The organism is Amycolatopsis sp. NPDC005232, from assembly GCF_040607795.1.
Lineage (GTDB): Bacteria > Actinomycetota > Actinomycetes > Mycobacteriales > Pseudonocardiaceae > Amycolatopsis.
Genome location: NZ_JBEXHL010000049.1, coordinates 31,948 through 54,337 on the forward strand (window position 1 = coordinate 31,948; position 22,390 = coordinate 54,337).

The window sequence follows — 22,390 nt, forward strand, 5'->3', positions numbered from 1 at the left end:
CTATTCCTGCGGGGCGAGGAAATCCAGGAGGGCCGTGGCGACGGCGTCGGGAGCTTCGAGCCAGGGGACGTGGCCGACGCCCGGCAGCGTCACGCGGGTCGCCGACGGGAGCGCGGCGTGCAGGGAGTCCACCGCCCAGCGGGGGCGGATGTCCTGGTCACCGTCGACGATGAGGGTGGGAGTAGGCAGGGCGCGGCAGGCCGCGATGAGCTCGGATTCTGTCGGGGAGTGGTGTTTTTCCTCGGTGTTGATGGCGGCGTTGCAGTCGTAGTTGATCGGGAACCAGGGCGTGGCCATCTGCTCGGCGTAGGTGAGGGCGCTCGAGGGATCGGGGAAGTCTGCGGACCATTGCAGGACGGCCAATTCTCGGTCCTCGGCCGGGGTTCGGGCGCGGGAGCTCAGGTCCCTGAGCCGTGAAAGGTCCTGGCCGAGACGGCTGGCGAGGTTGCGTTCATAGGACGGATGCCAGGCGCGACCGAGGCCGGTTCCGGACACGTAAACCAGCTTGGTGACTTGGGCCGGGTGGTCCAGGGCGTAGTGCAGTGCCAACGTCGCTCCCCAGGAATGGCCCAGAACGGCGGCGCGGGCCAGCCCGTAGTGGCGACGGACAGCGTCCAGGTCGGCGATCGTCTGCGCGAGCGAGTACGGCCCGCGGCGTTCCGAGCGGCCGCACCCGCGCTGGTCCCAGCGGATCACACGCAGGCGAGTGGCCAGCACGGCAGCGAGGTCGCCGAACATGTCCCACAGGCCGGGGCCGCCGTGGCACAGGATGAGCGGCTCGCCCTCGCCGACGGCAGTCGTCCAGAGGCGACAGCCGTCATCCGCCGAGATCAGGTCTCCAGGGTGATCCGTGGGATTCAGTCTCGCGGGATCCACCTGGTTCGCGCCCGGATACTCCACACCGGTCAGCGTCGCATCATCCACGTGATTCGGCGCCGGGCGAACCACGCCGCTCAGCTCCGCGTGGTCCACGCGATCCGAACCCGCACGATCCGCGCGACCCAGTCCCCCAAGATCCATGCGGTTCAGTATCGTCCCCAGCCGTGCGGAAACGGGTGGGGACAGGGCGCGGGTTACATGGCAGTCACCTCCACACAGCAGAAGCCCGTCACTTGAACAAGCCGTTCAAAGCGCCGAAATCCATCGCGGAGCCCAGTTCGTCGTAGGTGCCCGCGCCGAGCATTTCCTGGGCTGCGCGCAGCGCCACGGCGTAGGCGCCCTGGGCCAGGGCCGTGCCGACGGTGACGCGGCGGACGCCGGCGGACGCGAAGTCCGACGCCGAGGGTGCGCCCGGCCCGGCCATGGCGGCGACCGGGAGAGGGGAAGCGGCCGTCAGTTCGCGAAGCACCGCCAGGTCCACCAAGCCCGGCACGAAGATGCTGTCCACGCCGGCCTCGGCGTACGCGTGGGCGCGCGCCACAACGTCGTCGAAGCGGGACTCCGGCTTGCCGACGCCGAAGAGGTACACGTCCGTCCGGGCGTTGATCCACAGCTCAGGCAAGCCGGCCGACGCAGCGGCCGCACGGCCTGCCGCCAGGCGTGCGGCCTGGACCTCCGGAGAGAACAGCGAGAGTGTGCCCGCCCGGGAGTCCTCCAGGTTGACGCCGACCGCGCCGGCGGCGATGACCTCCTCGACGGTCGCGGCGACGTCCGCGGGATCGGGGCCGTAGCCGCCTTCGATGTCGGCGGTCACCGGTACCGAGACCGCCCCGACGATCTGCCGCACGGCAGCCGTCATCTCAGAGCGCGTCAAACCCTGGCCGTCACTGCGACCGAGCGCCCACGAGACCCCGCCGCTCGTGGTGGCGATGGCCTTCGCGCCGGCGTGCTGGATGACGGCCGCGCTGCCGGCGTCCCACGCGTTCGGCAGTACCAGCATCGGCTGGGCGTGCAGCTCTCTGAACGCCTTTGCCTTGTCCTGCAACGATTCCATGCGATTCCTCCCAGTCGAACCCGAACAAGGGAGGACGTTAGCAGCGGGCACCGACAAAAAACTCAGCTCAACGAGATCTCGCTCAGATCGATCGACACCATCACCGTCTCCTCCCGGTACGCGCGCCGCCGCGTCGGGAAGCTCAAGCCCGAGAACACGGCGTGGTCGTACACGTACTGCACCCCGGGAAATCCGCCCGCCACGTCGACGTTGTAGTCGTGCCGGCGCAGCAGGCCGTCCGGACCGAAGTAAAAGCGCTGCACCCGCGAGTGGCTCGCCACCGAGACCGGAAACGTCGCCTCCAGCACGTGCCACCGCTCACCGTCCACGACCACCGGCGCGGCCTCCACGACCGAAAACCCCTCACCCGCCAGGAGGAACGGTGTCGTCAGGTACGTCCACAACGCGTACCCGTTGAAGTACGCGCGGTGCAGCGGGTCCCATGGCGTCGTCAGCCCGTGCCCCGCGAACGACTCGCGCGGGTTGTCGCGCGAAGCAACGACAGTGCCGTCCAGCTTCTCGATCGCGATGCGCCCCGGCTCGAAGCGCGTGCGCTGGTCTGGCGCGCCGAACGGGTGCAACGAGCCCTCCTCGCGCACCAGCGACACCGTCATGCGCCGCGGGTTCGGGTCCTGTACGAGGCCCTTCATCGCCCAGAACTCGCCGCCGGTCACGATCGTCGCGGTCAGCGAGGTGAACTGGCGCCAGCGGTCGAGGCCGCCGTGGGCGTCGAGGACGTCGTCGAGCAGCGCCACTTCAGGCCGCCAGGTCGAGGACGACGCGGAAGCGCGCCTGGCCGGACAGCATGCGCTCATACGCCTTCGGGGCGTCGGTCCACGGGACGATCTCGTTCATCGGCCGCACGCCGCGGGCCTCGGCGAACGCGAGGCTGTCCTCGTTCTCGACGGCCGAACCGGTGAGGCTGCCGGACACCGTGCGCGTGCCGAAGATCAGGTCCGTGGTGCCGATCGACAGCGGGTCGGGCGCCGCGCCGACGACCACCAGCCGCCCGCGCGGCGCGAGCCCCGCGACCAGCGGCGACATGGACGTGCCACTCGAGGCCGTCGCGACGATCGCCGCCGCGCCGCCCAGCTTCTGCAGCTGCGCGCCGGCGTCGGCGGCGGTGCTGTCGACGTACTCGTCCGCACCGAGGCGCGTGGCGAGCTCGGCCTTGTCCGTGCCACGCGCGATCGCCGCGACGCGGTAGCCCAGCGCCTTCGCGTACTGCACACCGAGGTGGCCCAGCCCGCCGATGCCCTGCACCGCGACCAGCGAGCCGGGGCGCGCGTCGAGGTTGGTCAACGCGCTGTACGTGGTGATCCCCGCGCACAGCAACGGTGCGGCGTCCGAAGAGGACAGTCCACTCGGGACGCGGACGAGGCCGGTGGTGCGGGCGTAGGCATATTCGGCGTAACCGCCGTCGACGTGCGTGCCGGTCCACGGCTGGTCGGTGCAGTTGACGAAGTCGCCGCGCCGGCAGGACTCGCACTCGCCGCAGTGCCCGCCCAGGTAACCGATGCCCACGCGCTCACCCACGTGCCACGCCCGCACACCCTCACCGACGGCGTCGATCACCCCGACGATCTCGTGGCCGGGCACCCGCGGCACGTCAGGGTCGGCGCGCATCCCCTCGACCGCCAGCACGTCGGAGTGGCAGACACCGCAGTACTCCACTTTGACCCGCACCTGCCCGTGCGACGGAGCGACGAGCTCCCGGTCGCTGAGCGCGAACTGGCGGGTGCCGGTGACTTCCAGAGCTCGGTAAGTTGTCATAAACTGAATATGACCGGTCGTCTTAGACGCTGTCAAGGGCCGCGCCCGAATCGAGCACCGGCGTTTTTCAGGGCAGGTCGAAGCCCAGTTCCTTGGCGGCATCGACCGGCGTCGGCTGCGCCCACCGCTGCGCGACGGACTGGTGCGTCGAAAGCGAACGCAGCTCCGCACGGTCGAGATACAGCACGCCACCGAGGTGGTCGGTCTCGTGCTGGACGATGCGCGCCGGCCAGCCCGCGAACTCCTCGTCGACGGCCGCGCCCGTCTCGTCCTGCGCCTCAAGCCGGACGCGCAACGGCCGCGCGACCACGGCCTGCCAGCCGTTCACGCTCAGGCAGCCTTCGAAGAACGCGACCCGCTCCGAGCCCAGCGCCGTGTACCGCGGGTTCACCAGCACGCGAAACGGCAACGGCCCGATCCCCCGCACTGCCAGCACCTCGGGCGGCGTGTTCGGCCGCTCGTAGTCCTCGACCACCGCGAGCTGCACCGGGAGTCCGATCTGCGGCGCGGCCAGCCCGACGCCGGGCGCCGCGTGCATCGTCTCCTTCATGCCCTCGATCAGCCCGGCGAGCGCGGCGTCACCCAGCTGGCCTTCGTAGGGCGCCGCGGCCGTGCGCAGCACCGGGTGACCGGCCTGGACGATGGGCCACGGGAGCGGCTGGGCGAGCAGTTCGTCCACCAGGTCGGCGAGCACGCTGGGGGCACCTTCCTACAGCAGGGAGCCGAACACCACGTCGAAGAAGTCGTCCAGCGGGGCGACGCTCTTGGCCACCTTGGTACGGATGATCGCACCCTCCCACGCGTCGAGCACGAACCGCCCGAGCAGCTCCGGGTCCTTGTCGCCCTTGACCTCGCCGGCGGCCTGCGCCTGGCGGATGGAGTCGGTGATGCTGTCCGACCAGTGCGTGAGGCTCTCCCCGACCTGCTTGCGGATCACCGGACTGTGGTCGGCGCGCTCGGAACCCATGTTGCCGATGAGACAGCCGCGGGTGAACTCGTTGTCCACCAGCACGTCGCGCATCACGGTGAACCGCGCGCGCAACGTGTCGAGCGGGCCGAGATCGCCGTGGCCCTCGCGCCAGCCGGAGCTTTCGGCGTAGCGCGCGACGACCTCGGCGCCGAGGTCTTCCTTGCTCTTGAAGTGGTTGTAGAACGACCCCTTGGGCACGCCCGCCGCCCGGGTGATGGTGTCGACGGAACACGCGGCGAAGCCGTAGCGGTGGAACTCGGTGACCGCGGTGTCGACGATCACCTCACGAACGCTGGGACGTGGCATCTGTCGATTATATGACCGGTCGTCTCAGCTGTCGACCAAGCCGACCTGACCAGGGTCGAAGCCGGGATCCACTGCCGATCTCGCACCCACCTGATCGCTTCCGGCATGCTGGGCTCCGTGGCCTATGACGTGAACGCGACCCGCAAGCATTTCCCCGCCCTAGCCGAAGGGGCTGCGCACTTCGATGGGCCCGGGGGCTCACAGGTGCCGGACGTGGTGGGCGAAGCCGTGGCGGCCGTCCTCTGCTCCGCGATCGCCAACCGGGGAACCGTGACGCCGGCCGAGCGGCGTGCCGACGGGGTGGTGCGCGAGGCACGCCAGGCGGTGGCGGATCTGCTGGGTGCGAGGCCCGAGGGCGTGGTCTTCGGGCGCAGCATGACGCAGGTGACGTACGACTTCTCGCGCACGCTGGCCAAGACGTGGGAGGCCGGGGACGAGGTCGTGGTCACGCGGCTCGATCACGACGCCAACATCCGGCCGTGGGTGCAGGCGGCGGCCACACGTGGAGTCACCGTGCGGTGGGCCGACTTCGACCCGACGACGGGTGAGCTGCCGGTCGAGGCGGTCACGGCGCTGCTGACCGACAAGACGCGGCTGGTGGCCGTCACGGCGGCGTCCAACCTGCTCGGCACGCGGCCGGACGTCGCGGCGATCACGGCGAAGGTGCGCGAAGCCGGGGCGCTCAGGTACGTCGACGGAGTGCACCTCACACCGCACGCCACGGTTGACCTCAAAGCACTCGGCGCCGACTTCTACGCGTGCTCCGCGTACAAGTTCCTCGGCCCGCACCTCGGCCTGCTCGCGGCCGCGCCCGAGTTGCTGGAGACGCTGCGGCCGGACAAGCTCGTGCCGTCCAGCGACGCCGTGCCGGAGCGCTTCGAGCTGGGCACGCTCCCTTACGAGCTGCTCGCCGGCACGACCGCGGCCATCGACTTCCTCGCGAACCTGGTGCCGGCCGAAGGCACACGGCGCGAGCGGCTGGCCACGTCGCTGGCCGCGCTCGAGGTCCACGAGCAGGAGATGCTGCAGCGCCTCGACGACGGGCTCGCCGCGCTGCCTCAAGTGGTCCGCTATGGCTCCCCGAGCCGCGAGCGCACGCCGACCGTCTTGTTCTCCGTGAAGAACCACGAGCCCAAGGCCGTGTACGAACACCTCGCGAGCCACAACGTCAACGCGCCGGCCGCGAGCTTCTACGCCATCGAGTGCTCCCGCCACCTCGGCCTCGGTGACACGGGCGCGGTCCGCGCGGGCATCGCGCCGTACACGACCGCGGCCGAGGTCGACCGGCTGGTCAGCGCGGTAGCGGAGCTCTGACCGCCGTCCCGCGCACGTAGACCGCGCGGATGTCGTGGATGGCCGCCGGGTCGGTGAACGGGTTGCCGCCCACCGCGAGCACGTCGGCGTCGAAGCCCGGCGCCAGGCGGCCCTTGCGGTGGCCCGGCCCGCACACCCCGGCGGCTACGGACGTCGCGGCGCGGAAAGTGTCCACTGTGGACATCCCGGACAGCTCCAGCATGTGCGCGCACGAGTTGCGGGAACGGCCAGTACGGCGGATACCGGCAGTCACGCCACCCCAGGCCGCCGGCAGCCCGGCCCGGCGCACGACCTCGGCGACCAGCCGGCGCTTGCCCACGCCCGGCTCGCCGGCGAGCAACACGACGCGCCCGATGCCGTCCGCTGTGGCCCGGGCGTGCGCGTCGAGCACGGGACTCGCAGCGCCTCGGCGTGGAGACCGACCCCGGTCAGTTCGTGGTGGTGTACTCGGCCGAGCCCGGTTCGGCGTCGGAAGCCGCGTTGCGCAGCCTCGCCGAGATGGCGTTGACCGGCTGAGTTCCGTTGTGGAACTCTCGAGGGCATGAGTATCGACGTCGTGGCCGGCGAAGCCGTCACCACCGTGACGATCAACCGTCCGGACAAGCGCAACGCGCTGACCACGGCCCTGTACTCGGCCCTGGCCGAAGCGCTGGAGACCGCGGCCACGCCGATCGTCGTCCTCACCGGCGCCGGCGGCACGTTCACCGCGGGCAACGACCTGGGCGATTTCCTCGCGCACGACGAGGGCGGCGGGGACGACACACCCGTGCGGCGGTTCCAGGAGGCACTGCTCGCCACGCGCTCGGTGGTGGTCGCGGCCGTCGACGGCCCGGCCGTCGGCATCGGCGCGACGCTGCTGCTGCACTGCGACCTCGTGTACGCGACCGAGCGCAGCTACCTGCAGTTCCCGTTCACGTCGCTGGGCTTGGTGCCGGAGTACTTCAGCAGCTTCGTGCTGCCGCGCCTGCTCGGCCCGCAGCGCGCCGCCGAGCTGCTGCTCTTCGGCGACCGCGTGCCGGCCGCCGAGGCGCACCGGCTGGGGCTCGTCAACGAGGTGCTGGCCGACGCGGCGGCGCTGGAGGCCCGCGTCGCCGACCGGACGGCCACGCTGGCCGCGCAGCCGGCTTCATCGCTGGCGCTGACCCGCGAGCTGCTGCGCGATACCGAGAACACCAGCGTGCGCGGGCGGATGGACGTGGAGTCGCAGCACTTCGCGAAGCTGCTGCACGACCCGGCGACGGTCGCCAACCTGCGCGCGAAGCTCGGCCGCCGTTACCAATCCGACCAAAAGTAGGCGGGAATCCAGCAGGACGTGACCGCGTCCGGCAACCGTTCCCGCCGTGACTGTGGTCGGATTGGTAACCGACAGCGCATCAGGCGAGCTTGCGGCGGCGCTTGTCCACGGCGCCGTCGAGCAGCGGCCGCAGCTCCTCGACGATCGAGTCGAGCGGGGCGACGTCGTGCTCGGCGCGCGCGAGCACGATCGCGCCTTCGAGCGAGCTGATCATCAGCACGGCAAGCGAAGCCGCGCGCGTGGGAGATACGCCCATCTGCTCCAGTGCTTCCACGAGCGGTTTACGCCATTCGGCGAATGCGCCGGCCGTACTCTCCCGCAGCTTTTCGCTCATCGCGGCGGAATCGGCGACCGTGGCGACGATCGGGCAGCCGTTCCCGAATCCCTGATCAGCGAATTCGGCGCGCCACGGCGCGACCATCGCGGCGAAGAGGTTGCCCGGTGTCGCGTCTTCCAGCGATTCGGCGTTGCGACGCACGCGGCGCGCCGCGTACCGGCCGGCCCAGGCGACCGCTTCGGCGACGAGCTGCTCCTTACCCCCGGGGAAGTAATGCTGCAGCGACCCCCGCGGCGCGTTCGCGTGGGTCACCACGTCCCGCAGGCCCGTACCGCCGACGCCCTGCGTCCGCAGCAGCTGCGCGGCGCTGAACACCATCCGGTCCCGCGCCGGCCTCTCCGACTCCGCCACCGACAACCTCCTTCATGACGCTGGTCATGCTAGTCGGCACGACCCGTTCGAACTCCTTCTCGCCCCGCTCGAACGTCGCGACCGGGCGGAAGCCGTGTGCGCGCAGCAGGCCCTCGGCCGGCGCGTTGCCGACCTGGACGGTGGCGTGCAGCGTCCAGCCCGCCCAGCGGACGTCCTCGGTCAGGCTGCGCACGAGCGCGCTCGCGATGCCGCGGCGGTGCCAGGCGTCAGCCACGAGCACCGCGAGCTCGGCCCGGCACTCGCCTTCCGGCACGAGGTTGACCAAGCCGACCGCGGCGTCGTCGACCTTGGCGACGAAGGCCGCGCCGGCGAGCAGGAACGCGTGGTAGCGCACCAGGATCCAGCCGGGCGCCGGACGCACGGGCAACGTGAAGCGCCACGCGAGACTCTCCGGCGAGCACGCTCGCACCAGGCTCTCGACGGCACCGGCGGTCGCCGGCTCGACGGTCACTATGACAGCTGTCATGGCCCATGGGTAGCACGGTTTCCCTGATCGACTCACTATGACGGACGTCATAGTGAGTGCTCACGCTGCCGACACGGCCGGCCCCGACCGAGACCCACACCGCCCAGTCGAACGGTGGGACATGACCGGTTCCGGGTAATCCGATTTCACTTCCCGTGTGCGCCATCACCCAGTGCGCTGAAAAATGCCGGCAATTCATGCGTGGAACACAATCTGTCGCGCCATGAGCCTTATTGGGTGAAAACCGTTCCCGAAACCTTCCGACCTCGTGATTCTTCTCTATCTTCTAATCTAATCTTCTCGAAACAGTGCACGAAGGGGACGCGGTCATGACCCAGTCGATCGAAGCTCCGGCGAAGGAATTCTGCGTCGACTGGGAGATGGAGGGAAACGACGGCGGCCGTGTGAACGTCACGCTGTCGGGTCACGTGAGCCTGCTCGACGGCAGCCGCTTCTACAAGGTCGACGGCGTGCTCTACATCGCAGAAGGCGCCGAGTACTGCCGCGAGGTCGGCAACCCGCGCCTCTACGTCCGGCGCAACGGCGTGGAAGCCAGCGGCCGGCACTGGGGCTGGGAGACGATCAGCTCGCGCAAGACCGCCAACCGCCTCTGCACGATGGACGGGTACTTCGTGCGCACCGGTTACTGGGCCCCGTCCGACCGGTCGATCCAGCTGAGCATCGTGGCGGAGCACGGCATCACGCGACGCAAGTCATACAGCGGTACGGCGACCGTCCGACTCGTGGACTGACGCAGGTTTCCGGGCTCCGCATTCAACGCGTGGCGAGCATCGGGCAAGTCGATCACGACGTGAAGTGACGGCGTTCACCCACAAGTGGAGTGAAGACCTTGAGCGTGCTGAGGAACACACCGTTTTCCCAGGAAAATCAAAGAAAACGTTGTGCTGGACACAGCGCGCGCGGGTGTGTAAGAGGACCATGGAGCCCATGCGGAACAAGGCCCGGGCTGGCAGACCACCTCTTCTCTTCACCCGTTTCCTACGACGACTGGGATTCGCGCGGAATCCGCTCGTGCGGCGCTCCGACCGGATCGAGGGTCTCCTCGCCGGCCTGGCCGCGCTGATCGCGATCTTGGCGCTCCCGCTCGTGGTACTGCTCGGCGAGGCCGACGTCTCCCACGAGACCGCGGCGTCGGACGCGCAGCTGCACGCGCGCCACCAAGTCACCGCGACCGTGCTCGCGCCCGCGCCGAAGACGGCGTCGATGGGCGACAGCGCCCCGATCGCCCACAGCTCTCGCGTGAGCGCCAACTGGCAGCTGCCGAACGGCTCGCCGCAGACCGGCGTCGTGACAGTGCCCGCGGGCGCCGGCAACCCCGGTTCGCAGGCGCCGATCTGGCTGGACGACAACGGCAAGCAGACCACCGCCCCGCTCACCCACGCCGACGCGGTGACCAACGGCGTGCTCGTGGGCACCTTCACGTGGCTCTGCGCGATCGGCCTGCTGGCCGGCGCGTTCTGGATCGCCCGGCGCGTGCTCGACCACCGGCGCGCGATCCGCTGGGCCGACGAATGGGCACAGCTCGCCGGCCCGGAGGCAGTTCGCTGAAGCCGGCTGCCTCCGGGCCCGGCCGGCGGACCGGCGGAGCGACACCCCCAGCGCCGCCCCGCGGCAGTACAACGCCTACCGCTAAGCCTGTGTTGGCGAGTTAACTAACAGCTAACTCGCACTGCTCACAGTCTTGTGTAGGGGAGCCCTGATTGTCAACTGTCAGCTAATCTGGGATAGTCGACCTAGCTGAGAGCAATCAGTCGCTGACCGGAGGGGGCGGACATGTCCAGTGACTCGAGTGATGACACTCGGCCGACGTTGGCCTCCAGGCTCGACGATCTGTTCCGCACGGTGCGTCCGCAGGGCAAGCACTGGACGAACGCCGAGGTCGTGACCGAGCTCAAGCGCGTGTCGCCGGAGCTGAAGGTCGGCTCGGTGTACCTGTCACAGCTGCGGTCGGGCAAGCGCACCAACCCGTCGCAGGAGCTGCTGGCGGCGCTGGCGAAGTTCTTCGGGGTGTCCGTCGCGTACTTCTTCGACGAGAAGGTGGCAGGCGACGTGCTGAGCGAGCTGGCCGCCATCGAGGCGATGCGGCAGGCGGGCGTGCGCGCGGTCGCGATGCGCGCGGCGGGCATGCGCGAGGAGAACCTGCAGGCGATCACCACGATCATGGACCAGTACCGCCAGATGCAGGGCCTGCCGCCGGTCAGCGACGAAGCGGCGGGCTGAGCATGGCGGAGGAGCGTCGCGATCAGCTCAAGCGGATGCGCGAAGAGGGCGCCCGGCGGATCGCCGAGCTGGATCTGCCGAAGGGCTGCGACCTCCCGACTCTGTGCGAACGGCTGGGCACCATCCGCGAACGGCCGATCACGCTCGTGCCGATGCCCATGCCGGCCTCCCACCCGTGCGGCATGTGGGTCGCGGCGCAACAAGAAGACCTCATCTTCTTCGACGCCAACACCACCGGCGCACACCAGGAGCACATCATCTTGCACGAGCTCGGTCACATCATCTGCTGCCACCGCGGCTCGGGCCTGCTCGACGACGAGAGCGCCCGGTCCCTCTTCCCCAACCTCGACCCGGACATCGTCCGCGACATGCTGATGCGCGCCACCTACGACGACGCGCAGGAGCAGGAGGCGGAGATCATCGCGTACCTGCTGTCCGAGCGGATGGGCGTCGTGCCGGCTCCCGCCCCGGCCGCGAAGGTCCCGGCGGCGGAGGAGAAGCCGATCGACCGGATCGAGCGGATGCTGCTGTAGCAGCTCACTTCTCCCGCAGCCGCGCGAGTTCCGTGGCCACCGTTGTCGTCGTGTATTCCAGCTGCGCCGGCTCGTGGTCGCTGGTGAGGAAGAAGCGCAGGCGGGTCTGGGATTCGTCGACGGCCGGGTGGAGGATCGGGTCGACGATGATGCCGCGGTCGTAGAGGGCGCTGGCCAGGCGGAGCGTCGTGGTGGAGTCGCCGATGACGCAGGGGACGATGGGCGTCGCGGAGGCGGAGCCGGTGGGCAAGGCGGCGGCCTGGGCCAGCCTCAAGAAAGACGCGGAGTTTTCGCGCAGGCGAGCCAGCCGCGAGGGTTCTGCGCGCAGGACGCGCAGGGCCGCCAGGGAAGCGGCGGCGCTGGCGGGTGTGAGGCCGACGCTGTAGACGAAGCCCGGCAATGAATACCGCAGCCACTGGACCGTGCGCGACGAGCCGGCCAGGTAGCCGCCGCAGCCGGCCAGGGACTTGGACAGCGTGCCCATCCAGAGGTCGACCTCGGATCGTTCGACGCCGAAGTGTTCGCCGACGCCGGCGCCCGTGGCGCCGACCGTGCCGATGCTGTGGGCCTCGTCGACCATCAGCAGGGCGCCGTAGCGCTTCTTGACCTCGATCAGGCCCGGCAGGTCGGCGAGGTCGCCGTCCATGCTGTAGGCGCCCTCGACCGCGATGAGCACGCGGCGGAACCGAGCGCGCGTGCGGCGCAGGATGTCTTCGAGCTGCGCGACGTCGTTGTGCGGGAACGGGCGGCGCGTCGCTCCGGAGAGGGTGCAGCCTTGAAGGATGCTGTCGTGCGCGAGCGAGTCGTGCACGATGAGGTCGCCGGGGCCGACGAGGTGGCCGATGGCGCTGACATTGGTGGCGTGGCCGCTCACCAGCGCGAGGCAGTCGTCCGTGCCGAGGAACGTCGCCAGCTCCGTCTCCAGCTGACGCGTGAGGTCGCGGTCGCCCGCGAGGAGGCGGCTGCCGGACACCGAGGTGCCATAGCGTTCCACGGCGTCGTGCACCGCGGCCGTCACGGCCGGGTGGCCGGAGAGACCCAGGTAGTTGTAGCTGGAGAACGACAGGTACTGCCGGCCGCCGACGGTCGTCGTGCTGGTCAGGAGACCTTGGTGCTTGCGGAAGTACGGGTTCGGCACGCCGAGGTCCGCGAACTCCCGCAGCCGCGCGTCGATCGCCGCGGCCTCGGGGAAGTCGTCGATCGACGCCGTGGCGGGGTCGAACGCGACGGTCTCCGAAGCCAGTGGCACGGGCACCGGCACGGCGGGCGTGATGAGCCCCGCCACCGCACCGGCCGTGACACCACGCTCCTGCTCGATCTCGAAGCGCTGCCCGGGGAAGCGCTTGCGGAGGTTGGCTTCGAGCTCCGTGAGCATGAGGGAGTCGAACCCGAGATCGTCGATCAACGCGTGCCCGGCGCACAGGTCTCCGACCGGGAACGCACTCGTGCGCGCGACCTCCTCCAGCACCACGGCCAGCACGTCCCGCGATGACGGAAGTGCCTGTGACTCAACAGGTTCCGCGGACGAGACAGCACTCAGCGGCGGCAACGACTGCGCCTTCACCCGCTTCGCCTCGTCGACGACCCAGTGGTGACGCGGGCTGAGCGGGCTCGGCGGCAGCGTGCACGGCGGCGTCCGGCCGATCGCGGGCCGCAGCCCGGCGCCGGTCACCGCCCGCACGGCCAGCTCCAGCAGCGGCAGTTCCGGCGCAGGCACCTCGGCGCCCGGCGCCACGACCCCCGCGTACGTCGCCGGCGCCAGCTCCCCCGCCGTCCCGGATTCCAGTGCGACCGAAGCCGCCACCAGCTTCGACACCGCGTCGGCGGCATCGTCGGCCACCACGGCGATCCGTTCGGCGAACAACGCGCGACGCGCCAAAGTGGACGCCACTGCGGCCAGCGGCAGCGGATCGCGCGAGAGCACCTCCGCGACCTCACGCGCGTGCCGGGCCAACCCCGCCCGGTCGCGCGCGGTCAGCAGCAGCAACTGCGGACCACCAACGGAAACCGTTGGCACCGCTGGGGATTCCTCGAGCACCACGTGCACGTTCGTCCCACCGAAGCCGAACGCGCTCACCCCCGCGCGGCGCGGACCGTCGGCAGTCCACGGCGTCACCTCCCCGGCCACCCGCAGACCGGCCTCGTCGAGCGCCAGGTGCCCGGCCGGCTCGAAATCCGGCTGCGGCAGGATCTGTCCCTTGTGGACCGACAACACCGACTTGATCAGCCCGGCGATCCCCGCGGTCCCGAGCGAATGCCCCACCACGGACTTCGCGGCGCCGAGGTACGCGGGGGTGGTCGCGTCGCGACGCAGCTCGCCCAGCGCGTTGATCTCCACGTCGTCGCCCACCGACGTCGCCGTGCCGTGCGCTTCCAGGTACCCGACGGAGCCGGGCTCCACGTCGGCGTCGCGGTACGCGCGGCGCAGCGCCAGCAGCTGGCCCGACTCCTGCGGCATCATGCCGCCCTTGACCGTGCCGTCGTTGGACAGCCCGACGCCGCGGATCACCGCGTAGATCCGGTCGCCGGCGGCCTGCGCGTCGGCCAGCGGACGCAGCACGAGCACGCCGGCACCTTCACCCAGCACGAACCCGTCGGCCCGGCTGTCGAACGGCCGGCACTCGCCGGTGCGGGAAACCGCGCCGATGCGGCACAAACCCACCAGCAGGTCCGGCGTGAGCACCAGCTGCGCACCACCGGCCACGGCGATGCGGCAGCGGCCCGCCCGCAGCGCGAACACGGCGTTGGCCACCGCCGTGAGGCCGCCGGAGCAGGCGGCGTCGAGCGCGTAGCTCTCGCCGTGCAGGTCGAACACGGAGCTGATCGAGCTCGGGCCCATGTTGAGCAGCAGCCCGGCCATGGCCGTGGCGTGCAGACCACCGACGGCCGAGCCCGCCTCCGCCAGCTCGGCGCCCGCCGACCGGCCGAACTCGCCGCCCGCGAGCTGGCGCAGGCGAATGTGAAGCGTGCTCATCTCGCGGTAGCCGCTCTCGGACAGCGACATGATCACCGACGTGTCTTCGCGCTCGAAGCCGCCGGCCTCCCAGCCGGCGTCCTGCAGCGCTTCGCGCGTGAGGTCGACCAGCAGCCGGTGCTGCGGGTCGAGTGATTTCGCGCGGCGCGGCGGGATGCCGTAGTGCCCGGCGTCGAAGTCGCCGACGTCGTCGAGCAGCGCCATCTTGTCGGAGTACGCGGCCGAGGTGTCCCGGAAATCGTCGTTGTAGAAGGAGTCCCGGCGCCACCTCGAATCCGGGACGGTCCTGAACTGAGGTTTCGGCTCACTGAGCAGATCCCAGTACTCGTTCACGTTCCGAGCACCGGGAAAACGGCACCCGATGCCGACAATAGCGATGTCCGGTCGATTTCCGATTTCTTGCGCAGCAGATCCCCAAGACGCCATGACAGAACTTCCTCGCGCCGATCGCCCACCCAGTAGGTGAGAGATTGCCCCGTGGCGATCGGATTTTCAAGAGCGTCCCGGAATTCGTGCGAAAATCCCCGACCGCAGGTCAACCCACGGTAGCCGACCGATCACGCCACCAGCTCACCGTCGCCGCCGCCTGCTCGCCGAGCGGGGTGGCTTCCTCACCCGAGAATTCCGTGAACGCACGGGAATCCACCACGAACGGGCGGTCGAACTGGTAGCGAACCTCTTGCAGTTCCCGCAGCAAAGGCGAAAACGCGGCCGCCATCCGCAGCAACGGCGCCGGAAGCCGTTGTACGCCGACCGGCGGCACACTCGCTGCTTCGCACAGCACGCCGACCATCACGCGCGACGAACGCGCCGGCAGCGTCGGCACGTGCCACGCGCGACCCCACGCCTTTTCCTCCGCGGCAACGCGCACCAGCGTGCGCGCCACGTCGGGGATGTAGGTCCAGCTGTGCGGTGCGTCCGGGTCGCCCATCACCTGAACCTTGCGTCCCTTCAGCACCGCCGGGACCACTCGCGCGCCCAGGTGCCCGCCGTCGGTCACGCCGGGGCCGAAGAAGTCCGACGCCCGCACCTCGGCGGCGCGAATCCGGCCCTGCTCGTGCAGATCGTGCAGCTGCTTCCACAGCTGCACGCGCACGCGGCCCTTGGGGCCCGTCGCTTCGAGCGGCAGGTCCTCGGTGATCGGACCTTCGACGGGCCCGTAGCCGTACAGGTTCCCTAGCGCCACGAGGACGGCGCCGGTCGCCTCGGCCGCCGCGGCGGTCGCGTCGGCCAGCGGCGGCCAGTCGCGCGTCCACCGGTGATAAGGCGGGCTCGCGCACTGGTAAATCGCGTCAGCACCCTCGGCTGCGGCGGTCAGTGCGGCACTGTCAGTGGCGTCGAGCACCACGTGCTCGAGCCCCGGTTCCTCCGGTCGCGGCGACCTGCCGATCACCTTCACCCGCTCGCCCCGTTCGGCGAGCAGCCTCGCCGTCGCCGCCCCCGCCGGGCCGAACCCGATCACCGCGTGAAGACTCATGCGCCACACCATAGTCAGCCCGGTGAGCGGGATTGGCTTTTCAGGTATCCGTAACTTCGGGTTCACCGCGAACTTCTTCGGACAGTTGTCCGTAAACCTCTCGGATGCCTCACCGTGAACGGCCCGGAAATGGCCCGCGATTAATCGGATTCACAGGGACTTCTCAGTGGTCTTCACTCAAGTCTTCCCTGTGGCCGGAGCCGCTTTTCGGACCCTAGGCGGCCGACTGGCGTTGGTGTAGGGTCGCCGATCATGGACAGTTCCGACAAGGATGCCTATGTCTTCTGAAGATCTCACCCGGCTCGTCAAGGACACGGCTCGCCGTCAGCTCGCCGAGACCGGTGCGACCGGTCTGACGCTGCAGACGGTGGCCGTCGAAACCGGCGTGACCGTGGCCGAGGTGCAACCGTTTTTCGGAGATCGTGACGATCTCCTGACCGCATTGATCATCGACGCTTACAACGCCTCCGGCGAGGCCATGGAACAGGCCGATCCCGGCGAGCGGGAAACGGATCCCGGCGCGCGCCTGCTGGCCGTCACCCGCGCATTGCGCGAATGGTCGCTCGCGAACCCGGCCGAGTTCGCCTTGCTCTACGGCTCGCCCGTGCCCGGCTACGCGGCACCGGAGACCACCGTGGGCCCGGCTTCGCGCACGCCCGCGGCGCTCGCCGCGGTGCTGCGTTCCGCGCTGGCGGCGGGATCCCTCACGCCGCCGAGCCGGCCGCTGCCCGGTCCGACGCTCGTGACCGCCGAGGCCGTCGCGCTCTTCGGCGGACAGCCCGAGGCTCCGTACGGCGATCTGCTCGAACGCGGGATCGTGCTGTGGAGCAACCTGATCGGCCTGCTGGTGTTCCAGGTGTTCAGCCGTACGCACGACAGCGTTGCCGACCAGTCGGCCTTCTTCGACTACGCGGTGGCCGTGGCGGCGGAAGCCGTCGGCCTGGCCGTGCCGCTCGAAGACAGCCGGCGCGAGGCTGTGAACGCCTGAATCTCCAGTTACTGATCCGGCCAAAAGTAGGCCGACCCCCCACGCGGCGCGTAACCGTTGCTACGAAGCCATTCGGCCGTGACTGTGGTCGGATTAGTAACAATCGATACAGTACACAACTGGGGTGGTCTGGTGTGAACGCGCTGAAGATCGTGCTCTTCGCGTCGTCCGCGGTGTCGTCGTACGCCGCGTTCCTCTACAAGCTCGCGTCGATCCGGCGCGGCTGGGGTGACATCGGGTACGTGACGATGATGGTGACGCTGGTGCTGCAGTGCCTCACGTTCACGATGGGGGCGGTGTCGCTCAGCATCGTCACGTTCTTCGGCGTGCAGAACCTGGCCATCCTCGTGCTGCACCTCTCGGCGGTCGCCTACTGCATCAGCGCGCAGATCCTGCTGATGCAGTGGGCGAACCCGCTCTCGGAGGTGCGGCGGGCGATCCGGGCGTGGATCATCGCCGGCGTCGTGCTGTGCGTGGTGCTCACAGCGCTCTTCTTCATCGGCAACCGCCCCGGCACGCCGGCGTCGGCGTTCGGAACCGGCAGCAGCAATCCGGTCATCCTCGTCTACCTGCTGCTGTTCATCGTCTCGCAGGCCGTGCCGTGCGTGACGATCTACCGCCAGTGCATCCCGTACGCGCGAAGCACCACGAAACCGTGGCTGCGCCGCGCTTTGCGGATGCTCGCGGTCGGCGCGGTGGTGCTGTTCCTCTACTGCGCCGCGCGCACGGTGAACATCGTGAGCCCCATGTTCGGCCTGTCGGTCGGACCGTGGGCGATCGCGGCATCGCTGTTCAGCGCGCTCGGCATCGTGATCGTGTCGCTGGGGCTGACCATGCCGTCGTGGGGCGGGCACGTGTCGAACCTCCTTGCCTGGGGCCGGAACTACAGCTCCTACCGCGCGCTCTACCCGCTGTGGCACTCGCTGTACGAGTCGTCGCCGGGCATCGCGCTGGAGCCGCCGTCCGGCGCCGACCGCCAGTGGTCCGACCTGCACTACCGCCTGCACCGCCGCGTGATCGAGATCCGCGACGGCTGGCGAGCGCTGCGGCCGTACATGGACCGCGCCGAGTCCTCCCCGCCCGAAGCACCGGACCAGGCCCTGATCGAGGCCACGAAGATCAAGCACGCGCTGCGGGCGAAGAACTCCGGCGTCACCCCGGCACACAGCCAGGACAACGGCAGCTTCGGCGACCACGACGCCAAGACCTTCGCCGCGGAAGTCGAATGGCTCACGCAGGTTTCGGCCGCCTACGGCCGACTGGACTGAGCCACTGTCGTCCGAAGTGGACCGCGGCTCAGGCCTGGACCAGTTCGCTGCGGTCGTGCGGCAGGTCGGCCAGCAGCGCGTCGCCCTTCACCAGCCACGAGACGCCGAACGCGATCACCGCGAGGGATTCCAGCCACACCGTCGGGTGCAGTGAAGCCGTGGCCGCGTCGAAGAAGAGCCCGTTGATCACGATCAGCGCCAGCGCCGCCAGCATCACGCCGCCACACACGCGGTAGACGACGTTGCGCACGGCTTTGCGCGAGGTCGGCGACGTCTCGTCGGACTTGGTGAACAGGAAGAAGCAGAAGAACGCCAGCGTCAGGAAGAAGATCGCGGCGAACACGAGGTGCGCCACTCCCACAGCGCGCTCGGTGCCCGTCGGTGAGGCCGGGCTGGTCGGGAAGAGCGCGACGCCGATGGCCGCGACCGCCGCGACGTTGCCGGCGATGTCGTCGATCCGCCCGTAGCCCCGGTAGGAGACGAGGAAAACGCCGATGGCGCACATCGTGCCGACGAAGACGTCGCGCAGGTCGCTGTAGTAGTAGCCGCTCAGCGAACCCTGCAGGCCGCCGCCTTGCAGCAGCTCCTTGCCGATGATCACGACGAACGGCAGCGCGAGGCCGAGCACCCCGATTGCTCGGCGGAGGAAGAGGAACGAGCGCACGAGGGTGTTCACGGTTGCCTCCCCGGTGTGGTCCACACTTATTTTTACCGGGTCGGCCTGGTTTTCACAGGGTGACGGGAGTAGTTCCCAAAACGTTGTCGAGCTCGGCGAGCAGCCGGGCCTTCGAGCGGGCGCCGACGATGGTGTGCACCGGTTCGCCGCCGCGGAACAGAATCAGCGTGGGCAGCGACATGACCTGGTACTTCCGCGCCGTCTCGGGGTTGAGGTCGGTGTCGATCTGGCGCACCGTCAGGGAATCCGCGCGCATCGCCGCGATCTCGGCCAGCACCGGCGCGATCATCCGGCACGGCGGGCACCACTCGGCCCAGAAGTCGACGAGCACCGGCTTGTCGTGGTCGAGGACGTCGGCGGCGAAGGTCGCATCGGTGGTCATCGGATCTCCTCGGCGGTTGTTTCGAGGCGGCAGGGGTCGTGCCGGGCCGAAGCCTCGGCGAGCTTGTCCATCAACGCGGTCCGCACGGCGCCGAGGTCGGCCAGGCACTTCTCGACTTCCTCGAGCTTGCGCCGGTACACCTCGACCGAAGCCGGGCAGGCGTCGCCGGACTCGTGGCCGGTGCGCAGGCAGTCGACGAACGGGCGGGTGTCTTCGAGGGTGAATCCGACCGTGCGCAGCGTCTGGATCTCGCTGACCAGCCGTAGATCGTCCTCGTCGTACTCCCGGTACCCGTTCGCCGACCGCCCCGCCGGCAGCAGCCCCTGCGCCTCGTAGAAGCGCAACGCCCGTGGTGTCGTCCCCGCCCGCCGGGCGAGCTCGCCGATCCGCATGCGTCCGACGGTAGACCTTGACGTGCGCGTCAAGGCAACCTCTCAGCCCGCGACCTTGCCGGGGTATTCCTGGTACTGCACCGCGTTCGCCGCCCGGGTGCTCATGTAGTCGAACACCTTCCCGAACACCGGGCCGGTCAGCATGCGGTACATCCGGTTGCGGCTGCGCAGCTTCTTCTCGTTCTCCGGCACGAGGAACCCGCCCGAGCCGGCACCGTTCTTGTGGCCGATGTGCGCCGGCTTGCGCAGGCGCTGCTCGTACTTCTCGAACGCGGTCACGTGGTCGCCGTTCGCGGCCGCCAGCTCACCGGCGAGGATCTGCGCGCCCATCATCGCCAGGCCCGTGCCGGAGCCGCCCGGGCCCGCGCACCACGCGGCGTCGCCGAGCAGCACCACACGGCCCTTCGACCACTTGTCCATGCTGATCTGGCCGATGGTGTCGAAGTACAGGTCCGGCACGTCGTCGACCGCGCCCAGCAGCCGAGGCAGCTCCCAGCCCGCGCCGGCGAAGACGTCGGCCACGATCTCCTTCTGCCGCTCGAGGTCCGGGCGGCCGTAGCCGCGCGGGTCGCCGCGGAAGAACAGGCCGACGTTCACGGTCTCGGAGTCGCGTCCGCTGTAGACCATCGCGCCGCGGCCCGGCTCGCTGTAGATCAGGCCGCTGTGGTCCAGTCCGAGGTGGTTCCGCGCGGTGAAGCCGGCGACGTGGTAGCCGAGGTCCTTGCGGAAACGCGACTCCGCGCCGAACGCGGCGGTCCGCACTCCCGAATGCACGCCGTCGGCGCCGACCACCAGGTCGAACCGGCGGGGCGCGCCGTGGCGGAAGGTCACCTCGACGCCGTCGGCCGTCTCGGTCAGCGAGGTGACGCGGTCGCCGAAGACGTACTCGGTGTAGTCCACGGTGCGGTCGTAGAGGATGCGGGCGAGGTCGCCGCGCAGGATCTCGAGCTCGCCGCTGGCGAACGAGCTGGGCACGGTCACGATCGGCTTGCCCGCCGAGTTCAGCAGCAGCTGGTCGCCCATCGCGGTCTCGTACTTGCGCAGCTCCTCGGTGAGCCCCATCGCGTCGATCAGTTTCATCTGCTCGCCGCGGAAGTCCACGGCCTGGCCGCCGGGCCGCAGCGCCGGCGCCGCCTCGACGACGGTCACGGAGTAGCCGTGGTGGTGCAGCCAGAAAGCGGCCGACGGCCCTGCCACGCTGGCACCGGAAACGAGCACGGTCTTGGTCATCGCTGGAGTCCCTTCTCGGGGTTCGGCGTTTCGATGACGCAAGACTGCGGCCCGGCGCTGACCACGCCCGCACGGTGCGCTGACGGTGGTGGTGCGCGCTCGTCAGCAGGGGTCGAGGCGACCGTCAGCGCAAGCCGCGAACACCCGAAACCAGCAGGTCGACGCCTCGCTCGAAGTACGAGTCCTCGTCGCCGCACACGGCCAGCGCGTCAGCGGCGGCCGCGACGTTCGGGAAGCGCTCGGGCGGCAAAGCGGCCAGCGCGACCCGCTTGCGCTCCGCTGCTTCGTCGCGCGAAGACGCGGGGTGGACGTCGGTGGCGCCGGGCTCGGCCGTCACGAGGGTGACGCCGGCGCACAGCAGGTAGCCGCCGAGCTCCGCGGCTTCTTCGGCGGTGAAGCCGGCTTCGCGCAGCAGGCCGAGCACGTGGTCGGCCACGGTGAGGCCGGCGTCGGACTCGAGGATGCGCGGCGGGACGAGGCCGGCGACCGCGGGGTGGGGGCGCACGGCGGCCAGCACCGCCACGAGCGCGGCCTGCAGCCGCGCGTCCCAAGGACCGTCGGAGTCCGGCAGCGAGACGTCCGCCAGCAGGCGTTCGGCCAGGCCGGCCACCAGCTCGTGCTTGTCCTTGAAATGCCAGTACAGGGCCATCGGCGTGACGCCGTGGTCCTGCGCGAGGCGGCGGATCGTCAGCGCGTCGAGGCCTTCGCGATCAGCCAGCGCGAGGGCGCCGTCGACGATCGTTTCGCGGCTGAGCTTCTCGCGCGTTTTGGCCACGAATCCGACTTTACCTCGTACAGGGGCCGTCCTCGTCGTCCGCGTTGAGGCGCGAGACCATGCGGTCGAAGACGCGTTCCAGCACCTCGAGCTCGTCGGGTTTGACCTGCTCGAAGAAGTACCGCCGCACGGTCTCCACGTGCTCGGGCGCGGCCGCCTCGATCGCTTCGCGCCCGGCCGGCGTGAGGCGCACCATGGCGCCGCGCGCGTCGTCCGAGCAGTCTTCGCGCGTGACGAGGCCGCGTTTCTCCATCCGGCTCACGTGGTGCGACAGCCGGCTGCGGTCCCACCTGATCTGCATCCCGAGGTCGCGCATGCGCAGCACGTCGCCGGGCGCCTCGGACAGCGGCACCATCAGCGTGTAGTCCGGGCCCGACAGCCCGGCGTCGCGCACGAGCTGCCGGTCGATGGCACCGTTCAAGGACCGCTGGAGCAGGTGGAACAGCTTCCAGACGTGCAACTCGCGCTCGTCGAGCCAGCGTGCGTCCGTCATGAAGAGAGTCTACCCAATTTGTTGACGTATACTCTATTGTTTGCCCCGCCTCCGGCGGGGCGTGCGAGATCGCCTGGGAGCCGGCGTCTCGATCAGGCGGTCACGACCGTCATCGCGATCTCGACCGACTGGATGCCCTGCCGGTCGTCTTCGGGTTCCCGGGCTGCCACGTTCTGGACTATACGGCCGGTCCGGT

Annotated in this window: 25 protein-coding genes; 8 read left to right on the forward strand and 17 right to left on the reverse strand. The window is 69.8% G+C overall.

All coding sequences use genetic code 11. The features are described from left to right. The 6 genes from ABZU76_RS47075 to ABZU76_RS47100 form a co-directional block, all read right to left on the reverse strand. A complete protein-coding gene (locus ABZU76_RS47075; RefSeq protein ID WP_354883612.1) occupies positions 1–1,020 on the reverse strand; it encodes an alpha/beta hydrolase in 1,020 nt (339 codons plus the stop codon). A gap of 88 nt (positions 1,021–1,108) precedes the next feature. Continuing rightward, positions 1,109–1,933, reverse strand: coding sequence for an isocitrate lyase/phosphoenolpyruvate mutase family protein (locus tag ABZU76_RS47080; RefSeq protein ID WP_354883615.1), 825 nt, complete (start codon positions 1,931–1,933; stop codon positions 1,109–1,111). Between the two features lie 62 nt (positions 1,934–1,995). Then, complete coding sequence (locus tag ABZU76_RS47085; protein ID WP_354883618.1) at positions 1,996–2,688, reverse strand: hypothetical protein; 693 nt, start codon at positions 2,686–2,688, stop codon at positions 1,996–1,998. 1 nt (position 2,689) lies between these two features. Beyond that, positions 2,690–3,706, reverse strand: coding sequence for an alcohol dehydrogenase catalytic domain-containing protein (locus ABZU76_RS47090; RefSeq protein ID WP_354883620.1), 1,017 nt, complete (start codon positions 3,704–3,706; stop codon positions 2,690–2,692). 67 nt (positions 3,707–3,773) lie between these two features. Further along, the gene (locus ABZU76_RS47095) at positions 3,774–4,400 is read right to left on the reverse strand and encodes a peptide deformylase (RefSeq protein WP_354883623.1); all 627 of its coding nucleotides are present in this window, start codon (positions 4,398–4,400) and stop codon (positions 3,774–3,776) included. A 15-nt stretch (positions 4,401–4,415) separates the two neighbouring features. Further along, positions 4,416–4,982, reverse strand: a complete 567-nt coding sequence (locus tag ABZU76_RS47100; RefSeq protein ID WP_354883626.1) for a TetR family transcriptional regulator C-terminal domain-containing protein — start codon at positions 4,980–4,982, stop codon at positions 4,416–4,418. 117 nt (positions 4,983–5,099) lie between these two features. Between ABZU76_RS47100 and ABZU76_RS47105 the strand changes: the two genes are divergently transcribed. Continuing rightward, a complete protein-coding gene (locus tag ABZU76_RS47105) occupies positions 5,100–6,296 on the forward strand; it encodes a cysteine desulfurase-like protein (RefSeq protein ID WP_354883629.1) in 1,197 nt (398 codons plus the stop codon). On the opposite strand, the gene ABZU76_RS47110 is transcribed toward ABZU76_RS47105, so the two are convergent. Then, the gene (locus tag ABZU76_RS47110) at positions 6,274–6,687 is read right to left on the reverse strand and encodes an amidohydrolase family protein (RefSeq protein WP_354883632.1); all 414 of its coding nucleotides are present in this window, start codon (positions 6,685–6,687) and stop codon (positions 6,274–6,276) included. The genes ABZU76_RS47105 and ABZU76_RS47110 overlap by 23 nt on opposite strands. A 150-nt stretch (positions 6,688–6,837) precedes the next feature. On the opposite strand from ABZU76_RS47110, the gene ABZU76_RS47115 reads away from it, so the two are divergent. Beyond that, positions 6,838–7,590: an enoyl-CoA hydratase-related protein gene (locus ABZU76_RS47115; protein WP_354883634.1), complete on the forward strand. Its 753-nt coding sequence runs from the start codon at positions 6,838–6,840 to the stop codon at positions 7,588–7,590. Positions 7,591–7,669: 79 nt separating this feature from the next. Here ABZU76_RS47115 and ABZU76_RS47120 read toward each other — a convergent pair whose 3' ends face one another. After that, positions 7,670–8,182 carry a TetR/AcrR family transcriptional regulator gene (locus tag ABZU76_RS47120; protein ID WP_354883637.1) on the reverse strand — a complete coding sequence of 171 codons (513 nt, stop codon included), beginning with the start codon at positions 8,180–8,182 and terminating at the stop codon, positions 7,670–7,672. After that, a complete protein-coding gene (locus ABZU76_RS47125) occupies positions 8,124–8,765 on the reverse strand; it encodes a GNAT family N-acetyltransferase (RefSeq protein WP_354883640.1) in 642 nt (213 codons plus the stop codon). The genes ABZU76_RS47120 and ABZU76_RS47125 overlap by 59 nt, the downstream gene beginning before the upstream one ends. A gap of 329 nt (positions 8,766–9,094) precedes the next feature. On the opposite strand from ABZU76_RS47125, the gene ABZU76_RS47130 reads away from it, so the two are divergent. From ABZU76_RS47130 to ABZU76_RS47145, 4 genes are all read left to right on the forward strand, one after another. Beyond that, complete coding sequence (locus ABZU76_RS47130) at positions 9,095–9,517, forward strand: hypothetical protein (protein ID WP_220243567.1); 423 nt, start codon at positions 9,095–9,097, stop codon at positions 9,515–9,517. A 280-nt stretch (positions 9,518–9,797) separates the two neighbouring features. Further along, complete coding sequence (locus tag ABZU76_RS47135; protein ID WP_354883643.1) at positions 9,798–10,334, forward strand: hypothetical protein; 537 nt, start codon at positions 9,798–9,800, stop codon at positions 10,332–10,334. A gap of 225 nt (positions 10,335–10,559) precedes the next feature. Beyond that, positions 10,560–11,006: a helix-turn-helix domain-containing protein gene (locus tag ABZU76_RS47140; RefSeq protein ID WP_220243569.1), complete on the forward strand. Its 447-nt coding sequence runs from the start codon at positions 10,560–10,562 to the stop codon at positions 11,004–11,006. A gap of 2 nt (positions 11,007–11,008) precedes the next feature. Beyond that, a complete protein-coding gene (locus tag ABZU76_RS47145) occupies positions 11,009–11,539 on the forward strand; it encodes a toxin (RefSeq protein WP_220243570.1) in 531 nt (176 codons plus the stop codon). A gap of 4 nt (positions 11,540–11,543) precedes the next feature. On the opposite strand, the gene ABZU76_RS47150 is transcribed toward ABZU76_RS47145, so the two are convergent. Both ABZU76_RS47150 and ABZU76_RS47155 read right to left on the reverse strand, forming a co-directional pair. Next, complete coding sequence (locus ABZU76_RS47150; protein WP_354883647.1) at positions 11,544–14,939, reverse strand: aminotransferase class I/II-fold pyridoxal phosphate-dependent enzyme; 3,396 nt, start codon at positions 14,937–14,939, stop codon at positions 11,544–11,546. Positions 14,940–15,048: 109 nt separating this feature from the next. Next, positions 15,049–15,990, reverse strand: coding sequence for an NAD-dependent epimerase/dehydratase family protein (locus ABZU76_RS47155; protein WP_354883650.1), 942 nt, complete (start codon positions 15,988–15,990; stop codon positions 15,049–15,051). A 277-nt stretch (positions 15,991–16,267) separates the two neighbouring features. On the opposite strand from ABZU76_RS47155, the gene ABZU76_RS47160 reads away from it, so the two are divergent. Beyond that, complete coding sequence (locus ABZU76_RS47160) at positions 16,268–16,978, forward strand: TetR-like C-terminal domain-containing protein (RefSeq protein WP_354883653.1); 711 nt, start codon at positions 16,268–16,270, stop codon at positions 16,976–16,978. A 134-nt stretch (positions 16,979–17,112) separates the two neighbouring features. Further along, the gene (locus ABZU76_RS47165; protein WP_354883656.1) at positions 17,113–18,246 is read left to right on the forward strand and encodes an MAB_1171c family putative transporter; all 1,134 of its coding nucleotides are present in this window, start codon (positions 17,113–17,115) and stop codon (positions 18,244–18,246) included. 28 nt (positions 18,247–18,274) lie between these two features. Here the strand turns inward: ABZU76_RS47165 and ABZU76_RS47170 are convergent, their stop codons facing one another. From ABZU76_RS47170 to ABZU76_RS47195, 6 genes are all read right to left on the reverse strand, one after another. Beyond that, the gene (locus tag ABZU76_RS47170) at positions 18,275–18,922 is read right to left on the reverse strand and encodes a DUF998 domain-containing protein (protein WP_354883659.1); all 648 of its coding nucleotides are present in this window, start codon (positions 18,920–18,922) and stop codon (positions 18,275–18,277) included. A 52-nt stretch (positions 18,923–18,974) separates the two neighbouring features. Then, the gene (gene trxA, locus ABZU76_RS47175) at positions 18,975–19,304 is read right to left on the reverse strand and encodes a thioredoxin (protein ID WP_354883662.1); all 330 of its coding nucleotides are present in this window, start codon (positions 19,302–19,304) and stop codon (positions 18,975–18,977) included. Further along, positions 19,301–19,696: a MerR family transcriptional regulator gene (locus ABZU76_RS47180; protein WP_354883664.1), complete on the reverse strand. Its 396-nt coding sequence runs from the start codon at positions 19,694–19,696 to the stop codon at positions 19,301–19,303. The genes trxA and ABZU76_RS47180 overlap by 4 nt, the downstream gene beginning before the upstream one ends. Before the next feature lie 42 nt (positions 19,697–19,738). Further along, positions 19,739–20,926, reverse strand: coding sequence for an FAD-dependent monooxygenase (locus ABZU76_RS47185; protein WP_354883667.1), 1,188 nt, complete (start codon positions 20,924–20,926; stop codon positions 19,739–19,741). A 124-nt stretch (positions 20,927–21,050) separates the two neighbouring features. Next, a complete protein-coding gene (locus tag ABZU76_RS47190) occupies positions 21,051–21,701 on the reverse strand; it encodes a TetR/AcrR family transcriptional regulator C-terminal domain-containing protein (RefSeq protein WP_354883670.1) in 651 nt (216 codons plus the stop codon). A 10-nt stretch (positions 21,702–21,711) separates the two neighbouring features. Continuing rightward, positions 21,712–22,194 carry a MarR family winged helix-turn-helix transcriptional regulator gene (locus ABZU76_RS47195; RefSeq protein ID WP_220243580.1) on the reverse strand — a complete coding sequence of 161 codons (483 nt, stop codon included), beginning with the start codon at positions 22,192–22,194 and terminating at the stop codon, positions 21,712–21,714. Positions 22,195–22,390: the final 196 nt, after the last annotated feature.

What these genes read in the sequence shown, in the direction of transcription:
- ABZU76_RS47075 (WP_354883612.1), bottom strand. Translation starts at nt 1,020, where the DNA reads ATGGATCTTGGGGGACTGGGTCGCGCGGATCGTGCGGGTTCGGATCGC.
- ABZU76_RS47080 (WP_354883615.1), bottom strand. Translation starts at nt 1,933, where the DNA reads ATGGAATCGTTGCAGGACAAGGCAAAGGCGTTCAGAGAGCTGCACGCC.
- ABZU76_RS47090 (WP_354883620.1), bottom strand. Translation starts at nt 3,706, where the DNA reads ATGACAACTTACCGAGCTCTGGAAGTCACCGGCACCCGCCAGTTCGCG.
- ABZU76_RS47100 (WP_354883626.1), bottom strand. Translation starts at nt 4,982, where the DNA reads ATGCCACGTCCCAGCGTTCGTGAGGTGATCGTCGACACCGCGGTCACC.
- ABZU76_RS47115 (WP_354883634.1), top strand. Translation starts at nt 6,838, where the DNA reads ATGAGTATCGACGTCGTGGCCGGCGAAGCCGTCACCACCGTGACGATC.
- ABZU76_RS47125 (WP_354883640.1), bottom strand. Translation starts at nt 8,765, where the DNA reads ATGACAGCTGTCATAGTGACCGTCGAGCCGGCGACCGCCGGTGCCGTC.
- ABZU76_RS47130 (WP_220243567.1), top strand. Translation starts at nt 9,095, where the DNA reads ATGACCCAGTCGATCGAAGCTCCGGCGAAGGAATTCTGCGTCGACTGG.
- ABZU76_RS47140 (WP_220243569.1), top strand. Translation starts at nt 10,560, where the DNA reads ATGTCCAGTGACTCGAGTGATGACACTCGGCCGACGTTGGCCTCCAGG.
- ABZU76_RS47145 (WP_220243570.1), top strand. Translation starts at nt 11,009, where the DNA reads ATGGCGGAGGAGCGTCGCGATCAGCTCAAGCGGATGCGCGAAGAGGGC.
- ABZU76_RS47150 (WP_354883647.1), bottom strand. Translation starts at nt 14,939, where the DNA reads ATGGCGTCTTGGGGATCTGCTGCGCAAGAAATCGGAAATCGACCGGAC.
- ABZU76_RS47155 (WP_354883650.1), bottom strand. Translation starts at nt 15,990, where the DNA reads ATGAGTCTTCACGCGGTGATCGGGTTCGGCCCGGCGGGGGCGGCGACG.
- ABZU76_RS47160 (WP_354883653.1), top strand. Translation starts at nt 16,268, where the DNA reads ATGTCTTCTGAAGATCTCACCCGGCTCGTCAAGGACACGGCTCGCCGT.
- trxA (WP_354883662.1), bottom strand. Translation starts at nt 19,304, where the DNA reads ATGACCACCGATGCGACCTTCGCCGCCGACGTCCTCGACCACGACAAG.
- ABZU76_RS47180 (WP_354883664.1), bottom strand. Translation starts at nt 19,696, where the DNA reads ATGCGGATCGGCGAGCTCGCCCGGCGGGCGGGGACGACACCACGGGCG.
- ABZU76_RS47185 (WP_354883667.1), bottom strand. Translation starts at nt 20,926, where the DNA reads ATGACCAAGACCGTGCTCGTTTCCGGTGCCAGCGTGGCAGGGCCGTCG.
- ABZU76_RS47195 (WP_220243580.1), bottom strand. Translation starts at nt 22,194, where the DNA reads ATGACGGACGCACGCTGGCTCGACGAGCGCGAGTTGCACGTCTGGAAG.